The 19461-nt window shown below is 42.9% G+C and carries 20 protein-coding genes and 1 pseudogene; 11 read left to right on the forward strand and 10 right to left on the reverse strand.

The genetic code is table 11. The features are described 5' to 3' along the window. Positions 1 to 32 precede the first annotated feature (32 nt). The 3 genes from NWP22_RS13350 to NWP22_RS13360 form a co-directional block, all read right to left on the reverse strand. Positions 33 to 731: a DevA family ABC transporter ATP-binding protein gene (locus tag NWP22_RS13350; protein WP_271734768.1), complete on the reverse strand. Its 699-nt coding sequence runs from the start codon at positions 729 to 731 to the stop codon at positions 33 to 35. Between the two features lie 286 nt (positions 732 to 1017). After that, positions 1018 to 2190, reverse strand: a complete 1173-nt coding sequence (gene devC / locus NWP22_RS13355; protein WP_425332616.1) for an ABC transporter permease DevC — start codon at positions 2188 to 2190, stop codon at positions 1018 to 1020. Between the two features lie 78 nt (positions 2191 to 2268). After that, complete coding sequence (locus NWP22_RS13360; protein WP_271734766.1) at positions 2269 to 3474, reverse strand: ABC exporter membrane fusion protein; 1206 nt, start codon at positions 3472 to 3474, stop codon at positions 2269 to 2271. 409 nt (positions 3475 to 3883) lie between these two features. Here NWP22_RS13360 and NWP22_RS13365 point away from each other — a divergent pair, with 409 nt between their 5' ends. From NWP22_RS13365 to prfC, 3 genes are all read left to right on the forward strand, one after another. Then, complete coding sequence (locus NWP22_RS13365; protein ID WP_271734765.1) at positions 3884 to 4501, forward strand: TetR/AcrR family transcriptional regulator; 618 nt, start codon at positions 3884 to 3886, stop codon at positions 4499 to 4501. 104 nt (positions 4502 to 4605) lie between these two features. Continuing rightward, positions 4606 to 4926 carry a hypothetical protein gene (locus NWP22_RS13370; protein WP_271734764.1) on the forward strand — a complete coding sequence of 107 codons (321 nt, stop codon included), beginning with the start codon at positions 4606 to 4608 and terminating at the stop codon, positions 4924 to 4926. 256 nt (positions 4927 to 5182) lie between these two features. Further along, a complete protein-coding gene (gene prfC / locus NWP22_RS13375; RefSeq protein WP_271734763.1) occupies positions 5183 to 6808 on the forward strand; it encodes a peptide chain release factor 3 in 1626 nt (541 codons plus the stop codon). 271 nt (positions 6809 to 7079) lie between these two features. Here prfC and NWP22_RS13380 read toward each other — a convergent pair whose 3' ends face one another. Further along, a complete protein-coding gene (locus tag NWP22_RS13380; RefSeq protein ID WP_271734762.1) occupies positions 7080 to 7943 on the reverse strand; it encodes a universal stress protein in 864 nt (287 codons plus the stop codon). Positions 7944 to 7958: 15 nt separating this feature from the next. Then, entirely contained in the window at positions 7959 to 9377 is a 1419-nt protein-coding gene (locus tag NWP22_RS13385; protein WP_334310774.1) for a SulP family inorganic anion transporter, read from the reverse strand. A 541-nt stretch (positions 9378 to 9918) separates the two neighbouring features. On the opposite strand from NWP22_RS13385, the gene NWP22_RS13390 reads away from it, so the two are divergent. Further along, a complete protein-coding gene (locus NWP22_RS13390) occupies positions 9919 to 11286 on the forward strand; it encodes a GTP-binding protein (protein WP_271734760.1) in 1368 nt (455 codons plus the stop codon). A gap of 280 nt (positions 11287 to 11566) precedes the next feature. Then, complete coding sequence (locus tag NWP22_RS13395; RefSeq protein ID WP_271734759.1) at positions 11567 to 11839, forward strand: Calvin cycle protein CP12; 273 nt, start codon at positions 11567 to 11569, stop codon at positions 11837 to 11839. Here NWP22_RS13395 and NWP22_RS13400 read toward each other — a convergent pair. Both NWP22_RS13400 and apcB read right to left on the reverse strand, forming a co-directional pair. After that, entirely contained in the window at positions 11836 to 12651 is an 816-nt protein-coding gene (locus NWP22_RS13400) for a TlyA family RNA methyltransferase (RefSeq protein ID WP_271734758.1), read from the reverse strand. The two genes, NWP22_RS13395 and NWP22_RS13400, sit on opposite strands and share 4 nt — an antisense overlap. A gap of 124 nt (positions 12652 to 12775) precedes the next feature. Next, complete coding sequence (gene apcB / locus NWP22_RS13405; RefSeq protein WP_271734757.1) at positions 12776 to 13285, reverse strand: allophycocyanin subunit beta; 510 nt, start codon at positions 13283 to 13285, stop codon at positions 12776 to 12778. Between the two features lie 364 nt (positions 13286 to 13649). Between apcB and glnA the strand changes: the two genes are divergently transcribed. Next, positions 13650 to 15065, forward strand: a complete 1416-nt coding sequence (gene glnA, locus NWP22_RS13410) for a type I glutamate--ammonia ligase (protein ID WP_271734756.1) — start codon at positions 13650 to 13652, stop codon at positions 15063 to 15065. 100 nt (positions 15066 to 15165) lie between these two features. Here glnA and gifA read toward each other — a convergent pair whose 3' ends face one another. Then, entirely contained in the window at positions 15166 to 15366 is a 201-nt protein-coding gene (gifA, locus tag NWP22_RS13415; protein ID WP_200989377.1) for a glutamine synthetase inactivation factor IF7A, read from the reverse strand. Between the two features lie 218 nt (positions 15367 to 15584). Here gifA and NWP22_RS13420 point away from each other — a divergent pair, with 218 nt between their 5' ends. Together NWP22_RS13420 and NWP22_RS13425 are read left to right on the forward strand one after the other, a co-directional pair. Continuing rightward, a complete protein-coding gene (locus NWP22_RS13420) occupies positions 15585 to 16643 on the forward strand; it encodes a class I SAM-dependent methyltransferase (protein WP_271734755.1) in 1059 nt (352 codons plus the stop codon). A gap of 85 nt (positions 16644 to 16728) precedes the next feature. After that, positions 16729 to 17007: a hypothetical protein gene (locus NWP22_RS13425; protein ID WP_271734754.1), complete on the forward strand. Its 279-nt coding sequence runs from the start codon at positions 16729 to 16731 to the stop codon at positions 17005 to 17007. Between the two features lie 6 nt (positions 17008 to 17013). Here the strand turns inward: NWP22_RS13425 and NWP22_RS13430 are convergent, their stop codons facing one another. Beyond that, positions 17014 to 17154, reverse strand: a complete 141-nt coding sequence (locus tag NWP22_RS13430) for a hypothetical protein (RefSeq protein WP_417006618.1) — start codon at positions 17152 to 17154, stop codon at positions 17014 to 17016. 465 nt (positions 17155 to 17619) lie between these two features. Between NWP22_RS13430 and NWP22_RS13435 the strand changes: the two genes are divergently transcribed. Together NWP22_RS13435 and NWP22_RS13440 are read left to right on the forward strand one after the other, a co-directional pair. After that, complete coding sequence (locus tag NWP22_RS13435) at positions 17620 to 18150, forward strand: hypothetical protein (RefSeq protein ID WP_271734753.1); 531 nt, start codon at positions 17620 to 17622, stop codon at positions 18148 to 18150. Between the two features lie 90 nt (positions 18151 to 18240). Next, positions 18241 to 18609, forward strand: a complete 369-nt coding sequence (locus NWP22_RS13440; RefSeq protein ID WP_271734751.1) for a pentapeptide repeat-containing protein — start codon at positions 18241 to 18243, stop codon at positions 18607 to 18609. 3 nt (positions 18610 to 18612) lie between these two features. On the opposite strand, the pseudogene NWP22_RS13445 reads toward NWP22_RS13440, so the two are convergent. After that, positions 18613 to 19235 (reverse strand): annotated as a pseudogene (locus NWP22_RS13445) (DUF1838 family protein); the annotation flags it as partial. A gap of 107 nt (positions 19236 to 19342) precedes the next feature. Here NWP22_RS13445 and NWP22_RS13450 point away from each other — a divergent pair. Further along, positions 19343 to 19461: helix-turn-helix domain-containing protein (locus NWP22_RS13450; protein ID WP_271734775.1), on the forward strand; the 119-nt coding region annotated here is incomplete at its 3' end.

The raw sequence follows: 19461 nt of genomic DNA on the forward strand, positions 1-19461 counted from the left end.
CAGGAAATAAGGGGGGAATTACGCGAATCTGGTTAAATTTTTACCTTCACAGCAGAGGTATCAACTAGTTTACCATCTTCCATCTGCACAATACGATCAGCAATATCCAGAATGCGATTGTCGTGGGTCACCATGAGGATTGTACAAGCCTGTTCCTTGGCCAGTTTGTGCATCAGGTTGACCACATCCCGACCAGACTGACTGTCAAGAGCTGCAGTCGGTTCATCCGCTAAAACTAGAGGGGGATGGCTGACCAAAGCCCGGGCGATGGCTACTCGTTGTTTCTGTCCTCCCGATAATTGGTCAGGATAATAATTCAGGTGATTTCCTAAACCTACCTGCTCCAACATCAGAACCGAACGGCTTTGCATCTGTCCAAGTCCAATATGCTTGTGCAGTTCCAAACCCATTCTGACATTTTGCAGTGCTGTCAAACTACGGTGCAGATTGTGCCCTTGAAAAATATAACCGTTATGCTGTCGCGATCGCACTAATTCTGCCCCACTAGCACCGCAAAGTTCCCTGTTTAACACCTGCAAACTACCAAACTGGGGAGAACGCAACCCACCCACTAAAGTCAGGAGGGTAGTTTTACCCGAACCAGAGGGTCCAGTCAAAATAATAATTTCACCACGTCGAATCTCTAGATGAATATTAAATAAAACTTGCTTACGCAATGAACCTTGTCCAAAGTAGTGATCGAGATTGCGGATGGAAATGACTGGAAGCATAGCAGTTTTAAATTTTACCTTTTCAAGCCTTTTTCATGCTTATGAAGTACACACCAAGTTCCCTTATCCCCTATCCCCTATTCCCTATATCCCTATTCCCTATTCCCTATTCCCTATCCCCTATTCCCTATTCCCTGTTCCGGTGTTCCCTGTTCCGGTGTTCCCTGTTCCGGTGTTCCCTGCTCCCTATCCCCTGCTCCCTATCCCCTGTTCCGGTGTTCCGGTGTTCCGGTGTTCCGGTGTTCCGGTGTTCCCTAAGAGCCGGGTAAATGCTATATAGTTCCATCTAAAACATATCCGCCGGGTCAGCAGAGCGTAGTTTACGAGTGGCGATCGCCCCAGAAATTGAACACATAATGATAGTTAAAACCAGCACCTGTAAAGCCCGGGCCGCGGTCATATACATAGGTAGATTTGTAGCGGTGCGAGTCATTTGGTAAAGTCCCAAAGACACTGCTACCCCTGGAATAAACCCCAATGCTCCTAAAATCAAAGCTTGTTCAAACACTACACTTAAAAAGTAGTAATTGCGATATCCCAAAGCCTTAAAAGTCGCATATTCCCTGACATGGGCATTGACATCAGTAGAAAGAACTTGATAAACCAGAATCACCCCCACAGCAAACCCCATGGATACACCCAAACTAAAAATAAAGCCAATGGGGGAGTTGGTGCGCCAGAAATTGTTTTCAAATTCAATAAACTCTGGGTGGGTCATCACCCTAACATCATCTTTGAGGTAGGCTTGTAAAGCCTTTGCTACCTTTTTCGGGTCATAACCGGGTTTGACCTTGAGCAAACCTAAACTGATATTGCTGGCTGGGCGTCTAGAAAACAACCGTAAAAAGTTTTGATCACTGGTGATTAAGCTACCATCAGAACCAAAGGAAGCCCCGACGGTGTATAAACCACTAATGGTAATAGTCCGCCCCTCTATTTCAGTAGTGACTTTTTCACCTTGATTAATTTTGGCGATCGCCTGTTGGTAATCACCCCGAGCATTGCGGTCAAATAACACAGTATCAGGTAGTTTGATAGACTGTAACTGCCGATTCACTTCCGGTAAATCAAAAACTGGCTGATCTGGATTAAAACCAATGACTTGTACCGATGTCTGGCGGTGGGTTTGGGGATTCTTCCAAATGATGTTATTCACATACATTGCTTCTGCTGAGTTCACCCCCGGTATATCCATAGCCTGATAAAGCCGCCGCCGAGAAAATGTCGGCATATTTTGCATACTACGGGCTTGGGGACTGGTTAAAAGAATATCTGCCTGTAAACTGCGATGTAGTCTAGTGTTACTGTCATATAGCGCCGTCTGAAAGCCCATCTGCATGAACATCAAAACATCCGCAAAAGCAATCCCTGAGAGTGCTACCAGCAGGCGGCTTTTTTCGTGACTCAGTTGCAGCCATCCTAGGGGCGTGCGTCGTCGCAGTTGTTGGATTAGTCCCATCATAGGTCGTGCTGAGTAGGGTTAATCGGAAAATTGACATAGTTAAGCCCCCTGTCCATTGCTGATTGGTGTAACTAATTACGAATTAGTCAGTTGAATCACTGCCTTAACTTGCATATTTGTTAACTTGGCAGCCTTCTGACTGGAAGTTTCATCTAGTCGGATATAAACCTCAAGGACTCTGTTATCAATATTACTTGTGGGGTCTGTATTAATGAGATTTTGCCGCCGCACTTGTAAGCCAATCCGATCTACTACCCCTTGCAGTTCAATAGGTACAAAATTACCAAATACCTCTACTTTCTGCCCTGGATGAACTTTATTGATATCGCTTTCGTAAACCTCCGCAACTACATACATCTGGCTGGTTTGCCCAATGTCAGCAATACCGTTACTTGAAATTAATTCTCCCGGACGGGAATGGATCTCTAATATTTGTGCATCTTGAGGCGATCGCACATAAGCCTGCTGGAGATTGATTTGGGCCCGCTTCATAACTGCTATAGCCCGATTCACTTCGGCTTGAGCTGCTTCGATATCCACCTGTGGCACTTCAGTTATGCTATTAAGTGTTGCTCTAGCTGCGTTAATTTTTTCCTGGCTAGTTAACTGAGTGCGAGTTAACTGTGTTTGTGCTGCTTGTAAATTTTTCTGGGCTGTTTCCAGTTTTAAGCTCTTGCTGTCTCTTTGGGAGGCTGATATTGCCCCTTGTTTATACAGTTCTTCATATCTTTGGTTTTCTATCGCCGCATTCCCCACTTCCGCCAGCCATCGGGCTACAGTGGTTTCTTGGGCTGCAATATCACCTTGGCGTTCTGCCTCTAAGCCGGCAATTATCGCTTGTTGTGCTAAAATTTCTCCACGTCTAGCACCTGCTTTGATGCGCTTTAAGTTCGCCTGTTCTACTTTCACTTGTTCCTCAGCCTCTTGCAAGGCCGCCAACAGGCGATCGCGGCTGTCTAAAATCGCTATCACCTGCCCTGCTTTTACCCTGTCGCCCTCTGTGACTAAAAGTTCTTCTACCCGACTTCCTTCCGGCAACATGGTAGCAGAAATTTTAATCACTTGTCCTTTTGGTTCGATGCGTCCTAGTGCTGTTACGGTTGTTAACTCAGGGATTATTGCTGCTGGGCTGGACTCATTTTGATTTAATTTATCCTGGAATTTAAATACCGTATAAACACTAGTACCGATTACAGTTAAAGATACAATAATGGCTATAACAAGGGGCGGACGTAAAATCGATGGGGAGGATATGGCTCGATCTAGCTTTGAGTTTTGCACAATAGCATACCTTTTAAGCAATTCCAAATACGCTGATTCAAATCAGAAAAAATCCTATTTTGGTAAATGTCCCGCCTAACTCTCTTTTATCACTCACCAGAGAAAATAGATGTGATACTGTCCGGTGAATTTTGGACATAATCATGGCTTTCCACTCCACTAACTCAAAATTTTCACTGAGGTATTAGTCTGTACACGAGAGATAGATAGTTTCTTTGTGGTCATTACCTACATTTTTCCTCTGTAGACTAGGAATCGCTGCTATGGTTACATAATCCCCAGAATGAACTCCAAAATACAAAACTAAACGGTTTAGTTCTATAATAGAATTATACTAAACCGAGTAGTTTAGTCAAGGGATTACTAACAAAAGTGTGAAAATATTGATAATGTTAAGGACTATTGGCACATGATACGCCCAAAAGGTGGAGAAACTGACCGCTCGAACTCAGTAGAGAAAATGGAAAAAATTTTGCAAGGGGCGATGCAAGAATTTTTAGCTCGTGGGTATGCAGCAGCGAGTATGGATAGGGTAGCAGAAGCAGCAGGAGTTTCTAAAGCAACAGTATACAGTTACTTTCAAGATAAAAAAGGATTATTTAAAGCATTAATTGAGAAATTAGCCAGAAAAAGGTTTTACTCCATATTGGGGTCACAACCCTTACATGGAGAACCCTATGTTGTCCTACGGCGGTTAGCAGTGACCGCCTTAGAGCAGATGGTCAAAGATAAAGAATATCAGTCATTTGAGCGGCTGTTAATGGGGGAGTCGGCGCGGTTTCCCGAGTTAGCCCAGGTTTTTATTTACAGCATCGCTAAACCAGCCATAGAGACCATCAGTAAATATTTAGCAGCTCACCCGGAATTAAAAATACCTGACCCCGAAGCCACAGCCAGAATTCTCATTGGCTCCTTAGTCCACTTCGTGACTACTCAAGAAATTATGCATGGTAAAGACATTATACCCATGGAAGGCGATCGCCTGATTGATGCCCTCACACACTTAATTGTCAACTGCGCCGAATAACCTGTTTTTTGTGTTTTTCTCCCTCTAGAGAAGGAACTCATCACAGGGATAATTTTTTAGATTGTTCTTAGTAGATGTATAAATTTTCCCCAAGGTAAAACATCATGACTAAGAAACTCAACAATCTAGATCAGCCAGTCAGTGACGACGATCAAGACGCAGCAGCAACAGTCAAAGAAAGAAACTTAACCGCCAACCCAGGGGATGTTATAGACGAGTCTAAAACCCTAGAGGAAAAAGCCCAACAGATAGCCGTAAATGTGCCAGATATCACAGGCGACCAGATTACAGTCCCAACGTACTTTGTGGTAGAGTATCCTGATGGCACAAAGAAAGCACTCCACCATGTCAAAGACGCAGAAGAAATTTCTGATGTGATTCGCGCAGCAAGGCTAGATGAACATGGCGATCGCATTTGGTGGTAGTTTCTTCCTGGGACTGGGGAAGTGAAAACAGTGGATTTAGTTGTATAATCAGAAAAGGAAAATGTAAAAACTTTTTGTCTTTCAGCCGTGCAGCTTTGTAGCTTGAAAAAAATTAGGTTATTTAGCATCAAAATTGGTGATCAGTGGCCACCATAGGACTGCTCTAATGATTGCTTGTCTTGCATGATCATACAGCTTGTCTGAAGATAGACTACATCGGTTTGACAATAGAGCAGTGGGTGAAAATTTTCAACTTATGCAAACAGAATTACGGGATGCGATCGCCCCGCAAGAAATAGAACGCCGGCGCAACTTTGCGATTATCTCTCACCCAGACGCGGGTAAAACCACACTCACCGAGAAACTCCTACTCTACGGGGGAGCAATTCAACAAGCTGGCTCCGTCAAAGCTCGTCGTTCCCAACGCCACGCCACCTCAGACTGGATGGCCATGGAGCAACAAAGAGGGATTTCCATCACCTCCACAGTATTACAATTTGAGTATCAAAATTCTCTTCTCAATCTTTTAGACACACCAGGACACCAAGATTTCAGTGAAGATACTTACAGAACCTTGGCAGCTGCGGATAATGCAGTCATGCTCATTGATGCAGCCAAGGGGCTAGAAACCCAAACCCGCAAATTATTTGAAGTTTGCCGACTGCGTTCCCTACCTATCTTTACATTTATTAATAAACTAGACCGTCCCAGTATGTCGCCTTTAGAACTCATTGATGAAATTGAGCGGGAATTGGGACTGTCAACCTATGTAATTAATTGGCCAATTGGCACAGGAGACCAATTTCAAGGGATTTTTGACCGTCAACACCAGCAAGTACATCTGTTTCAAAAGAGTGGCGACCATGGTACAAAAAAAGCCACAGATACTATTATCGCCGCCAATGACCCCAGAATTGAGTCCCTTGTAGGTGAAAATTTGTATCACCAACTGCAAGAAGAATTAGAGATTTTGGATAGTTTGGGACCAACCCTAGACCTAGAAGCAGTGCATCGAGGTCAAATGACCCCGGTGTTTTTTGGCAGTGCAATGAATAACTTTGGGGTAGAATTGTTTCTCAAGTCCTTTTTAGAATATGGACTCAAACCCACCCCCCATGAAAGTAACAAAGGTAAAATTGACCCGACATATCCAGAGTTTTCTGGCTTTGTCTTCAAATTACAAGCTAACATGGACCCCAAACACCGCGATCGCATTGCCTTTTTAAGGGTGTGTTCTGGTAAATTTGAAAAAGATATGGTAGTTAACCATGCGCGCACAGGTAAAACAGTGCGCCTTTCCCACCCTCAGAAGTTATTCGCCCAAGAAAGAGACACAGTAGAGGTAGCATATCCAGGGGACGTAGTAGGTTTAAATAACCCGGGGACATTTGCCATTGGAGACACTGTTTACATGGGCGAAAAGTTGATTTATCCCAGTATACCCTCCTTCTCCCCAGAACTATTTGCTTACTTGAGGAATGCCGACCCAACGAAATATAAGAATTTTAATAAAGGAGTAACAGAACTACAAGAAGAGGGAGCCGTACAAATTTTACACTCCACAGATGAAAGCAAACGTAACCCCATTTTAGCAGCCGTTGGTCAACTGCAGTTTGAAGTAGTGCAGTTTCGTCTAGTCAATGAGTACGGAGTGGAGACCTACTTAGAAGCTTTACCTTATTCAGTAGCGCGTTGGGTAACTGGAGGTTGGGATATTTTGGATAAAGTCGGGCGTTTATTTAACACCTTTGTGGTGAAAGACCGTTGGGAGCGTCCCGTACTGTTGTTTAAAAACCAGTGGAACCTAGACCAAGTTAAGGGAGACCACCCAGAACTAGAATTAAGTCCCATTGCGCTCCCTCCCACAACCGAGAAAGCCTGAAATTAAAGCTTTTTTTGAGATAGTCAAACAACCCACGCTTAGAGGTTGTTTGGAAACTATTAAACAGGTAATTTTTATCTTAGGGAACAGGGAACAGGGAACAGGGAACAGGGAACGGGGAATGGGGAATGGGGAATGGGGAACCCAAACAATCAAATCCAGTCCCCTCCCCTTACAAGGGGAGGGTTAGGGTGGGGTAAAAGAATATTCGATACACTAATCATGACTTGACAAACATCCGCTGAGAAGCGTGGGAATACAGCGCAGTCAGCTAACGGAATAACAATAGAGGAATCTTGGTACTTCTGAGCAGTTGAGCGGTGGTACTCCCAATGACTAAATGGCGAATGCGACTGTGACCGTAAGCGCCCATGAGCAAAAAACTAATATCTGCTTGGTGAATATAATTAGTGATAACCGTTTCTGGGTCACCCTCTAAAACACTACAAACTGGCTCATATCCAACGGTTTGCAAATATAGCTTACCTTGATGTTGTGTTTGAGTTGCCGTTTCCAGCTTCCCAGTTTTAGCCACAGTCAGCAAATGAATTTCTAAATCTTTCAATACAGGATAAGCGGCTAAAAATTGGAGAATATTGTTACCCGTAACACTACCATCATAAGCCACTAACAGGCGGGAAATTGGTTTAAATTCCTGCGGTGTAACTAAGCATGGTTTAGTACTACTGCGCACAATGCGATCTATATTAGCCCCTAAATGACCAGAAGCAAATTCTGCACCTTCTCCCCGTTTCCCCAAAACAATCAAATCTGCATCTTTCTCAAACTCATCAAAACAATCTACCAAAAACCCCGTTTTATTGGTTAACTGGACATCTGTGACACCTTCAGCTTTGAGAATTGCCGCAGCATTTTGTAAAATCAATCTAGCGCGTTGATTATTCAGCTTGGCTTTTTGATGTTCTAAATTGACCAGCTCATGCAATAAGTTTTCAGCGCTCCCTAGTCCAATAGTACCACTGAGGTTACCAGTAGAAGCTACTTGTTGGCTACGAATATCAGTCACAAATAAAACATTAATGTGACAACCAAACTTGAGAGCAAACCAAGCACCATATTTATAAACATTTTCTGCAAAAAACGAGCCATCGGTACAAAGTAAAATATTTTTCATGATGCTGTTAAAATACTATTGTTTGTTCAAACCATCGGCTTTAGGATACATAGCCAATTTATTCAGCAAGGTTGCACTAGCTTCATTTAGTCCTAGGACTTCCACATCTGCACCATTACGGCGAAATTTCAGCACTGCTCTATCAAGTACCTCCACTGCTCCTTGGTCCCACAGGTGAGCATGAGTCAGATCAATAGTCACCCGCTCCACTAGTTCGGTAAAATCAAAAGCAGCGAGAAATTCATCTCGTGATAAAAAGAAAATTTGACCAGCTACCTTATATGTGCAATGGGAACCGTCCTCACTCAGCACTTTATCCACAAACACTAACTGAGCAATTTTGTTAGAGAAGAATAAAGTACTCATGACGATACCGGTAACTACCCCCAGGGCAAAGTTTCGGGTAAAAATAGTCACAAACATTGTGGTTAACATGACCGCAGTTTCCGTGGTGGGGATGCGGCGAATATTCTGAAAGGATGACCAGCGAAACGTACCAATAGACACCATAATCATTACGGCTACCAATGCAGCCATGGGCATTTGTCTGACCCAATCCTGTAAAAATAAAATAGCAATTAATAGGAAAACTCCGGCCGCAAGGGTGGAGAGTCTCCCCCTACCACCAGACTGGACATTAATTACCGATTGTCCAATCATCCCACATCCTGCCATGCCGCCAAAGAAGGCAGTGACGATATTAGCAATACCTTGTCCTTTAGCTTCTTGGTTTTTATCGCTGGGTGTATCTGTGAGTTCATCCACTAAAGCAGCAGTCAGGAAGGAAGCTAATAAACCCACGATCGCTAAGGTGAGGGAATAGGGCAAAATAATCTTTAAGGTTTCCAGGTTCCAGGGGACTTGGGGTAAAGCAAACAAGGGTAAACTCTTGGGTAGTTCTCCCATATCCCCCACTGTGGGAACTTCTAGTTTTAGCGCCATGGCGGCGATCGTCATCACTGCTAAAGCTACTAAGGGGGAGGGTACTGCTTTGGTAAAGCGGGGTAAAATGTAAATAATTACCAAAGACAGGAGGGTTAATATATATACTGTGGGGGGAACGTTGGTGAGTTGGGGTAACTGGGCCAGGAAAATTAACACCGCTAAGGCGTTAATATAGCCAATCATTACCGCTCTGGGTACAAATTTCATTTGGCGACCCAGTTTGAGCACGCCAAACACAACTTGAAACACCCCGGTTAAGAGGGTGGCGGCGAATAAATACTGTAAGCCATGATCTTTGACTAAATCAATCATTAATAGCGCCATTGCGCCCGTGGCCGCGGAAATTGACCCCGGTCTACCTCCTAAAAAGGCGGTGATCACGGCAATAATAAATGAGGTGTAAAGCCCGACTTTGGGATCAACCCCGGCGATAATGGAAAAGGCGATCGCTTCTGGAATCAAAGCTAGTCCCACAACGGCCCCCGCCATGATATCCTGTCGAGTGTTAGAAAACCACTCTCGCCGCAAAATTGATACCTTCAAATTTCCTCCTAGGGTTGTTATTCATATCAAATAAATTACCAGTATTTTGGCGCACTCCCAATAACCTACCTCTGTGGGGAAATGCTGACCAGGTAAATAGCTCGGATCAACTCACAAAAAGCCAAATCTCCAGGCTTAACTGATTGAGTCCTACATCCAAAAGGAATTACAGTTACTTTGGTTTTCTGCTGTAACTAGCTTGAAATACTTCTAATTACCCAAAGGCTAAAGCTAAATTTTAGGGTGGACAATGCCAGATATATGAACTACCGATAGCTTGCGTGGCGTAGCTGTAGAGATTGCGACCTGGGAGATTACTCCGACCTGCTGACTACTGAACAATGGAAAGGACTTTGATTTATTTGCTCTCACCATATCATGGTGTTGTTACAATTTACAATAAAAATATCATTAACCTATTTTCAATGGTAAAATGGTAGATAGAATCTAGCTTTTTGCCCCCATTTCCCATACCTAAGCTTACCTTGTGCGTAATCTCCAAGAAACTCACTTAAACCGCGCCCGTGCTAGTCTTAGACAAGCACTATCTTGGTATGGACATCTAGGGCTACGCCACGGAAGCTATCGCCAGTCGGGAAAGTTTAGCTCCCACCCAGAATTACTGGGGTTGCTCAAACCAGAATTAGAAACCTTAAACTCTACCCTGAGCAAACTAGACTCGAATGTGATTAGAATTGCAGCCTTTGGTTTGGTGAGTCGGGGTAAGTCAGCAGTATTAAACGCTTTACTGGGGGCGAAAATCCTGCAAACAGGACCGCTCAACGGTGTAACTCAGTGGCCGCGTTCTGTGCGTTGGCAACCGGGAGGTAAGGTATTAGTTGAGTTAATTGATACGCCTGGACTCAATGAAATTGCGGGGGAAGCACGGGAAACAATGGCGCGAGAAGTAAGCAAACAAGCTGATTTAATTTTGTTTGTGGTTTCAGGTGATATTACGCGCCTTGAGTATCGCGCATTATTAGAGCTAAGACAAGCACAAAAACCCCTGATTTTAGTATTTAATAAAATAGATTTATATCCAGAAACAGACCGCACAGCAATCTATCACAATTTGCAACAGCTAGGCGCAGGATACCCCCAAGCACCGCCTTTACTACCAGATGAAATTGTTATGGTGTCCGCGGAACCAGCACCCCTAGAAGTGCGGGTAGAATGGCCAGATGGTCGGGTGACCTATGAGTGGGAAACACCACCCCCCCTGGTGGAGGAACTACAACAGACAATTTTATCTATTCTCAATCGGGAAGGTCGATCGCTTCTAGCTCTAAATGCACTGATTCAAGCTCGGGATGCATCAGCAACCATGGCTGAAAAAACTATGGAATTCCGCAACCAAGAAGCTGAAGATATTATTTGGAAATTCACTAAATATAAGGCTTTGGCAGTAGGATTAAATCCAGTACCAGTTTTGGATGTTATCTGTGGTGCGATCGCTGATTTAGTTTTAATTCGTTCTCTAGCAAGGTTGTATGGCTTACCCATGACTAGCTACGAAGCCAGCAAAATCTTAAAGACCATTTTCTTAAGTTCCGGTGGGTTGCTGTTAGGAGAAATCGCCAGTAGTATGATGGTGGGTTTAGGTAAAACCACAGCGGCGATCGCTAGTGGTGAAAATCCCCTCAATATTACAGCTTATGCTGGAACTGCGATCGCTCAATCTGGTATTGCGGGTTATGGTGCATACACAGTAGGTAAAGCCGCTCAAGTCTACTTAGAAAAAGGTTGTACTTGGGGAGAATTAGGAGCTAGCACAGTAATTGAAGAAATTCTATCTCAGGTTGACCACAATACAATTCTCTACCGCCTACAACAAGAACTAGCAACAAAATATTGACATACTCACCCACCTAAAAGTATGGCTTACGCCACCCTACGCTATCGGTGATTCTTGACTTGAGAATTTTGGGTGCAAAATTGAGGAAACAACAGAAATAAAAACGAAGGCAAAAAAACTAGAGCCATCGTCAAAATTTCTTTTGATATTTTTGGCTTTTTACCTCCAGACGGGGATTCACTACCAAACCATTTTCATCAGCTTATCTACACTAGAAATATAAGCTTTTGAAGTCCTATAAAGCTAACAGTCAATATTCATCAATCAAGGTGAAAATATCATGACAACATCCCTAGAAGCTGTTCAATCTGCTGTTAACTCCGGCAATAAAACCCTAGATGAAGCTATCCTAGAATCTATTGTGGAAGCTCGTCAAACCTGCGAAACTCAAGGAGACAATTCCGCCAGCTGTGCTGTAGCGTGGGATATCGTCGAAGAACTACAAGCAGAAAAAGCCCATCAGCAACAAGCTCAACGACACCGCAAAACTGCTCTAGAAACCTACTGTGAAAAACATCCAGACGCACTAGAGTGTCTTATTTACGACGTTTAAACTCTCCGAAAATCTACCATGGCTGATTTTGTCATTTGCTGAATTATATCTAAATCAGGCGGTGGTGTTTCCCCATCCATTCCTAACCAGAGAAGATACTCAATATTACCAGCTGGGCCGGTAATAGGCGACCAAGTTAAGCCCTGATACTTCCATCCCAATTGAGAACCCACTTGTAACACCTGGAAAACAGCATCAGCTTGGTCATCAGGGTTCCTGACAACACCCTTTTTACCTACACGGGATTTTCCCACCTCGAACTGTGGCTTAACTAGTAATACTACATCCCGGGGACATTGGGTTAATTTCCACAAAGCTGGTAAAACCTTGGTTAGGGAGATAAACGATACATCCACCACCGCCAGATCAGGTATTTGCTCATCAGTATATAACTCTGCGGGTGTAAGATGACGTAAATTAGTACGTTCTTTTAATATCACCCGCGGGTCATTTCTTAAACCCCAGTCAACTTGACCATAACCCACATCTATACCGTAAACTTTTTTCGCCCCAGCTTGGAGTAAACAATCAGTAAAACCACCGGTAGAAATACCCCCATCTAAACAGATGCGACCCTCCACGGGGATTGTAAATAATTCTAAAGCTTTAGCCAGTTTTTCCCCACCGCGAGACACAAAACGCGATCGCTGTTTTACCTTAATTTCCGCAGTAGTATCAACCTCCGTCCCTGGTTTATCTACCATCTGCTGATTAACCGTTACTTCCCCTGCTTGAATTAAGCGCTGTGCTAAAGCGCGGGAACTACATAAATTTAACTCTACTAATAGCGTATCAAGTCGCTGCTTCACCAATTAAATTAACTCTCCTAAATCATTGTAAATTTGGGTTCTCATGTCACATTAAAAACAATAAACGCACCTTGTCAAAAAAGCCAAAGTGCGGTGGTTATATTATCCCTGATTCAAAAATTAATTTCTAAACATCCTGCTCGCTCAACTCACGAGTCATATAATCAAAAGGTTCATCAACAAAGCTAGTATCAGCAATACCAGCAGCTGCAACTTGTTCCTTAACCAAACCCTTGAGAATCTGGATACCAAAAACCGTAGGGCTAATAGGTACACCCAAAGAATTATAAGTTTCCCGCAGTCCTTGGAGTACCCGCTCATCTAAAACATTCATGTTACCTGCAACCAGGGCATAAGTAGCATAGCGCAGATAATAATCCATATCCCGCAGACAAGCCGCATAACGACGGGTTGTATAAGCATTTCCGCCGGGACGAATCAACTCTGGTTGTTCTTCAAACAACTTAGAACCAGCTTGTTTAACCAAGGCCGCCGCATTAGAGTTAATCGCAGCAGCAGCTTGTACCCGTGCCGTACCACTTTCAAAGTAAGATTTTAAACTGTCGATCGCATTCCGGTCAAAATACCTTCCAGCAACGTCATAATTCTTAATCAAGGTTGTTACTGCATCACGCATTCTTTCTTCTCCCAATAAATGCTATCTTTTGATATTAATTTGGTTGCAGTCATGCACCGGTAAATTTTTGTGCCATTCTAATTAAAATAAAATGCCGCACAAAAACAGATTACCCGCTAATTAAGGATTTTATGCCAAAGTTGACCCCTGATGAGATGAAGTTTAAGTTTTGTGCAGATGTTCCGGAAAAGGTTAATATAACCTGTAATCCAGATAAGCTGTAACAAAAACTACAAAATTCTTTAATGTCCAGGATTTATGATATTCCAAGTGTGTCATCAACAACTTAATTCAGATCATCTGGGTGAGGATGCTTTGGAAGATTCTAGTTTTACTTTAGGAAATTGGTAGAGAAGGAGTAAAAATGACAACCCCACAAGAAGTCTTGAAGATGATTCAAGACCAAAAAATTCAGATGATTGATCTGAAATTCATCGATACACTAGGTACTTGGCAACATTTAACTATGTACCATGACCAAATCGATGAAAGTTCCTTCTCAGATGGCGTACCCTTTGACGGTTCCAGCATTCGGGGTTGGAAAAGCATCAACGAATCAGACATGATGATGGTACTCGACTCCAACACAGCTTGGATCGACCCCTTCATGACAGAGCCAACATTAAGTATAGTTTGTAGTATTAAAGAACCGCGGACAGGGGAATGGTACAACCGTTGTCCCCGTGTGATTGCTCAAAAGGCGATCGACTACTTAGTTTCTACCGGACTTGGTGATACAGCATTCTTTGGGCCTGAAGCAGAATTCTTTATCTTTGATGATGTCCGTTTTGACCAAAACGCCCATGAAGGCTACTACCATGTAGACTCAGTAGAAGGTGCTTGGAATACTGGGAGAAAAGAAAGCCCCAACTTGGGTTACAAAACACGCTTCAAAGAAGGTTACTTCCCAGTATCACCCGCGGATAGCTTCCAAGACATCCGTACCGAAATGCTACTGACCATGAGAGATTGTGGCGTACCCATTGAGAAACAACACCACGAAGTCGCCACCGGTGGTCAGTGCGAACTAGGTTTCCGCTTTGGTACACTAATACAAGCAGCTGACTGGTTGATGACTTATAAATACGTCATCAAGAATGTTGCCAAGAAATACGGCAAAACCATAACCTTTATGCCCAAGCCAATTTTTGGCGATAATGGTTCTGGTATGCACTGTCACCAATCCATTTGGAAAGATGGCAAACCTCTATTTGCTGGTGACAAGTATGCTGGTTTGAGTGAAATGGGCCTGTACTACATTGGTGGTATCCTCAAGCACGCACCCGCACTTTTAGCCATCACCAACCCCACAACTAATTCTTACAAGCGCCTAGTACCTGGTTATGAAGCACCGGTTAACCTAGCTTACTCTCAAGGTAACCGTTCTGCCTCCGTACGGATTCCCTTAGCTGGCGACAACCCCAAAGCCAAGCGCTTAGAATTCCGTTGTCCTGATGCTACTTCTAACCCCTACCTAGCATTTGCAGCCATGCTCTGCGCTGGTATAGATGGTATCAAAAACAAAATTCATCCCGGTGAACCCTTAGATAAAAACATCTATGAACTCTCTCCAGAAGAACTGGCGAAAGTTCCTTCAACTCCGGGTTCCCTAGAATTAGCATTGGAAGCATTAGAAAATGATCATGCTTTCTTGACAGAAACAGGCGTTTTCTCAGAAGACTTCATCCAAAACTGGATTGACTACAAACTAGCTAATGACGTTAAGCAGATGCAGCTACGTCCTCACCCCTATGAGTTTTACCTCTATTACGACTGCTAACTTAATTTAGCAGTGAACATTTAGCCACCCTGCTAGGGTGGCTTTTTTTTACTAATCACAGTCAAAAATTTGGTAGACAGGAACTTTAATCATCTTGAGACTAGCTCATAGCAGCATGGCTACTTTCATAAATTAAGCGCGTGGTGGGGTCAATTTTCCCTTGAATGGGACTCCAGTACTCCGATAATTCTTCAGGAAGACCGAGTTCTTGTGCCGCACGCATTAGCATCGACTGCTGACGGTTTTTCACTTGTTGATATTGACGCATGGCCAACATCCGACTTCTATCTTGAATAGACATAACACAGTCCCCCTTATGGTTCTCGTAATCAATGGTCATTTACTACTCCACTATATTAACAACAATTCTGTAACTTTGGTTACAGAATTGGACTTTATTTACAAAAATTTACATTTTGTCCAGTTAGCCATGATCTCACACAGAGAGTTTTGTTCGTTACAATTTTTTACATATAATTGAGAAAAGTAATAAATCCCCTTCAATACCCGAGTATTTTCATGTCTGAGACTTTAACTAAGCTGAGTTATCAAGCCTTTCAACAAGGTAAAACTTATTTTGGTGTAATTCACAAAACTTTAAGTTCAAGGCTGATGAATCTGATTCATCCCACCCTAGGACAAAGGGGGAAACCCATAACTGAGGAGGTTTTATTCAAACTACAGCAAAGAATAAATCAGTTACTAGAAACAGATTGGCAAGATACAGAAAAAGGAGTATATCCCGAAAGCCTGCTATTTTATCACCCATGGTCGGATTTTTTCCGTTACTATCCCATGGTATGCCTAGAGCTACCGCAAATCTGGGAGCGGTCTGCACAAAAAAAACATCAAGAATTTTCCCCAGAAATAGAAACAGATGGTTATCCCAGCTACTATGTGCAGAACTTCCATAACCAAACCAACGGCTATTTAAGCGACAATTCCGCCAACCTATATGATTTACAGGTAGAAATCCTGTTTAGTGGCACAGCTGACCCCATGCGACGGCGGATACTGTCCCCTTTAAAGCAGGGGTTAAAAGCCTTTAATTCCCTACCAGCAAAACAAATACGTGTTTTAGACGTAGCTTGTGGGACTGGAAGAACATTAAGGATGCTCCGGGGGTCTCTACCTCAAGCATCCTTGTATGGTGTGGACTTATCACCAGCATATTTACGCAAAGCCAATCAACAACTCTCGGAAATTCCTGGAGAGTTACCCCAACTCTTACAAGCTAACGCTGAAGAGTTACCCTACTTAAACAACTACTTCCATGGGGTAACTTCCGTCTTCCTCTTCCATGAGTTACCAGCAAAAGTGCGTCAAACAGTGATTGAACAATGTTTCCGAGTCACAAAACCCGGGGGAGTGTTTGTCATTTGTGATTCTATTCAAATGAGTGACTCACCTGAATTTGCTGTAAACATGGAATCTTTCCCCCTACTGTTTCATGAACCTTACTATCGGGATTATACACATGATGACCTAGTAGCACGTTTAGAGCAAGCTGGTTTTGAGAATATTTCCACCCAGGTACACTTCATGAGCAAGTATTTTATTGCTCATAAACCGGCTTAAAAACAACGTGATATATTTAACCAATAAATCAGGGTGAGTATTTGCCCTCACCCTAAAAATACAGTTGCACACAGGGGAGAGAAAAATGAGGGTTTGGCTGGCTTGTTTTTTATTGTTATTTGCTGTAGCAGAACTGTTTGACTGGTTAAAAAAATTCAACCTTCCCCTACCCATTTATATTTTAGGTGGCGTATTTTTAGCAGTTGCTTCTAACTATGACAAGATTGTTGGCTCCTACTTCAGTGATAGCAATATGGAAGCGTCATCGCAACAACCGCAGTTAAATTCCCCTAGTCCATCCCTTGATCCAGTTTCCTTCCCTAGTCCTGGTGAACAGGTGCAACAATCAGAAACACAACTTTGAACAAAATTAACCCACATCATCGTGAGCAAATCTGTTAAAGAGAAAATCTAGGGCATAGTTACGCAGTTTATAGTATTCGGGGTCTTCCATTTTTGGCAACGGTCTGAGGATGTCTTTGACAATCTTGGGAAATGAATTTATAATCATTATCAATTAATTTATTTTAATCCTTCGCCCAAAATTTACCATATTTTGGGCTATTTTTATCACCTCTTTCTTAACATTCAACACTTGTGGTGGGCAACAGGTAATTATTAAATAAATATTAGATAGGTCATATAAGTAAAATTATATGTTGCCAACTCACACTAACAATAGATAGACCATTACTGATGATAACTATTTATTGAGAAAATACTTCCGGCAACTTATCCATATATAGTAATGTTCATAACGGCAATGTCATGTAATTTATGTAAACCATTTATAAACCCCTATACAGAATATTTTTGTATTCCGGTGTTCCCTGGTACAGAATGGTTACAAAAATTTCTGTACATAGTCATTTTGGAAATACACCTGTCGCCTTGATTCGGAATTATTGTGGTAATGACCCCGGAAACCAAGTAGAATAGATGAATATATAGCAGTAACCGACCAAAAAGATTTGCTGTGGTAAATAGAAATTGGGCTGGGAGGATTGTAATAACATCTTCCATCTTGATATGTGGGTTCATAGCGTCTACAGCCTTGCCTTCTTTAGCAGATAATGGTAGAGAGTCCCATCACTCCAGCAGCAGGCAACTGATTACCCCCAGTAAAGCAGAGTTTGGAGTACTCAGAGTTGACCCCCAAGGTCAAAGTAACTTTACTCCGACAACCAGAGTATTATTATACCAAGGTGGTAAATACGGATGGAGGATTCAACTAAAGAATTACCGAGGTCAGGTGACATGGAGAGAAGTGCTGCGATTGCCAAAACCTCCAGAAACATGGGCTACAGAGGATGGTGAAAGCTTGTCCTTATCAGCTGATAGTATGCAAGCTGTAACAACCCGGACAGTGTATACTACTGACGGTACTATTGATAACTTTTGGACAATGGTTCCTGGAGATCCTGGTGGTCAGCATCAAATACAGGTTTACATTGATAACCGCCTAATTGGTGCCTTTGATTTTGAAGTAATCTCCCTGAAAAAATAACCTTTGCGTACCTTTGCGTACCTTTGCGCCCCTCTGCGTTAAAAACCATTGCAGACTATCCTAGAAATAGAGATTTCACACAAGAAACTCATGGATGCTAACGAACTAATCAGACTTTATAACGCAGGCCAGAGGTATTTCCCCGCTGCCCACTTAAGTAGAGTCAAGCTCATAGCCGCCTACCTACCGGGAATTAACTTGTGGGGAGCAGATCTGAGTCAAGCCAACCTAGCCCAAGCCAAACTGTGGGGAGCAGACCTGAGTCAAGCCAATTTAGCGCGAGCCAACTTAACCAGGGCTAACTTATCTGGAGTGAAACTGACCCAGGCGAATCTCCGGGGGGCGAAATTGAATTTAACCAAGTTGTATGGAGCTGATTTAACTGGGGCTTGCTATGATGAGAGCACGCGGTTTTCTAGGGGCTTTGACCCCAAGAGTCACAATATGCAGAAATTTTAACGATTATAACCTTTCGGCTTCGGGTAAGGGGAAAATTGCACCAGCCAGGTAAGCCTGAAAGTGTTTTTGAAAGTACGGCCACGAGGTCATATCCTCAGCATCTAACAAAGCATTTGGGGCTTCCTTGTACAGAGGAACACGAGTATTAATTTCATCCTGAAGTAAGCAGGGTAAGTGTGTAAAATCAGTGACCTTACAGCCAACTTAAATAGTTCCGAAGCCTGATAAATGGGATATGGGCTATATTCAGCAAACTTGGGATTTGCGCCCAAGGGATTAGGATAGGTAGGAAAAATATCAAAAACAAAAGTTGTAGTATCTCCCTCAACTTGCGCGGGAAATTTACCTTGAAATTTTCCCTGTACCGGATTATTTGCTACATGCATAACAGGTACTGTTTCACCTGTCCAGGGATTTTCCCAGAGGCGCAGAATCTTCCCCGTTTGGGGACTTAAATAGTAAGTAAGTTCCCTAGAAGTAAAATCCCAGTTATCTTGTGCTGTGGGAAGGCACCTACTGACACTGACTCCCGATATTTTAAATAGCAGTTTTCTGTTTTCACCGGGGATAAAACTGTAAATTTTACCTGTCCAGGTCAGGAATGTAGATTTTCCTGGGTCAAGGGTTAGTAGCTAGTTACTGTTTTCTTAACTAATACTCATAAATACTCACATGCGCTCAAAATTTCCTGTCATCTTTTCGCTTGGTGACAAAATTGCAGTAAAATTACTGTATGCTACTAGGATTCAAAACTCAACTCAAAGTTAACAAGCAACAACGACTACTACTGGCGCAACACGCAGGAGTAGCCAGACACGCTTGGAATCAAGGTTTAGCACTTTGTCAACAGGT

Source organism: Anabaenopsis tanganyikae CS-531 (assembly GCF_029891675.1).
Classification (GTDB): domain Bacteria; phylum Cyanobacteriota; class Cyanobacteriia; order Cyanobacteriales; family Nostocaceae; genus Anabaenopsis; species Anabaenopsis arnoldii.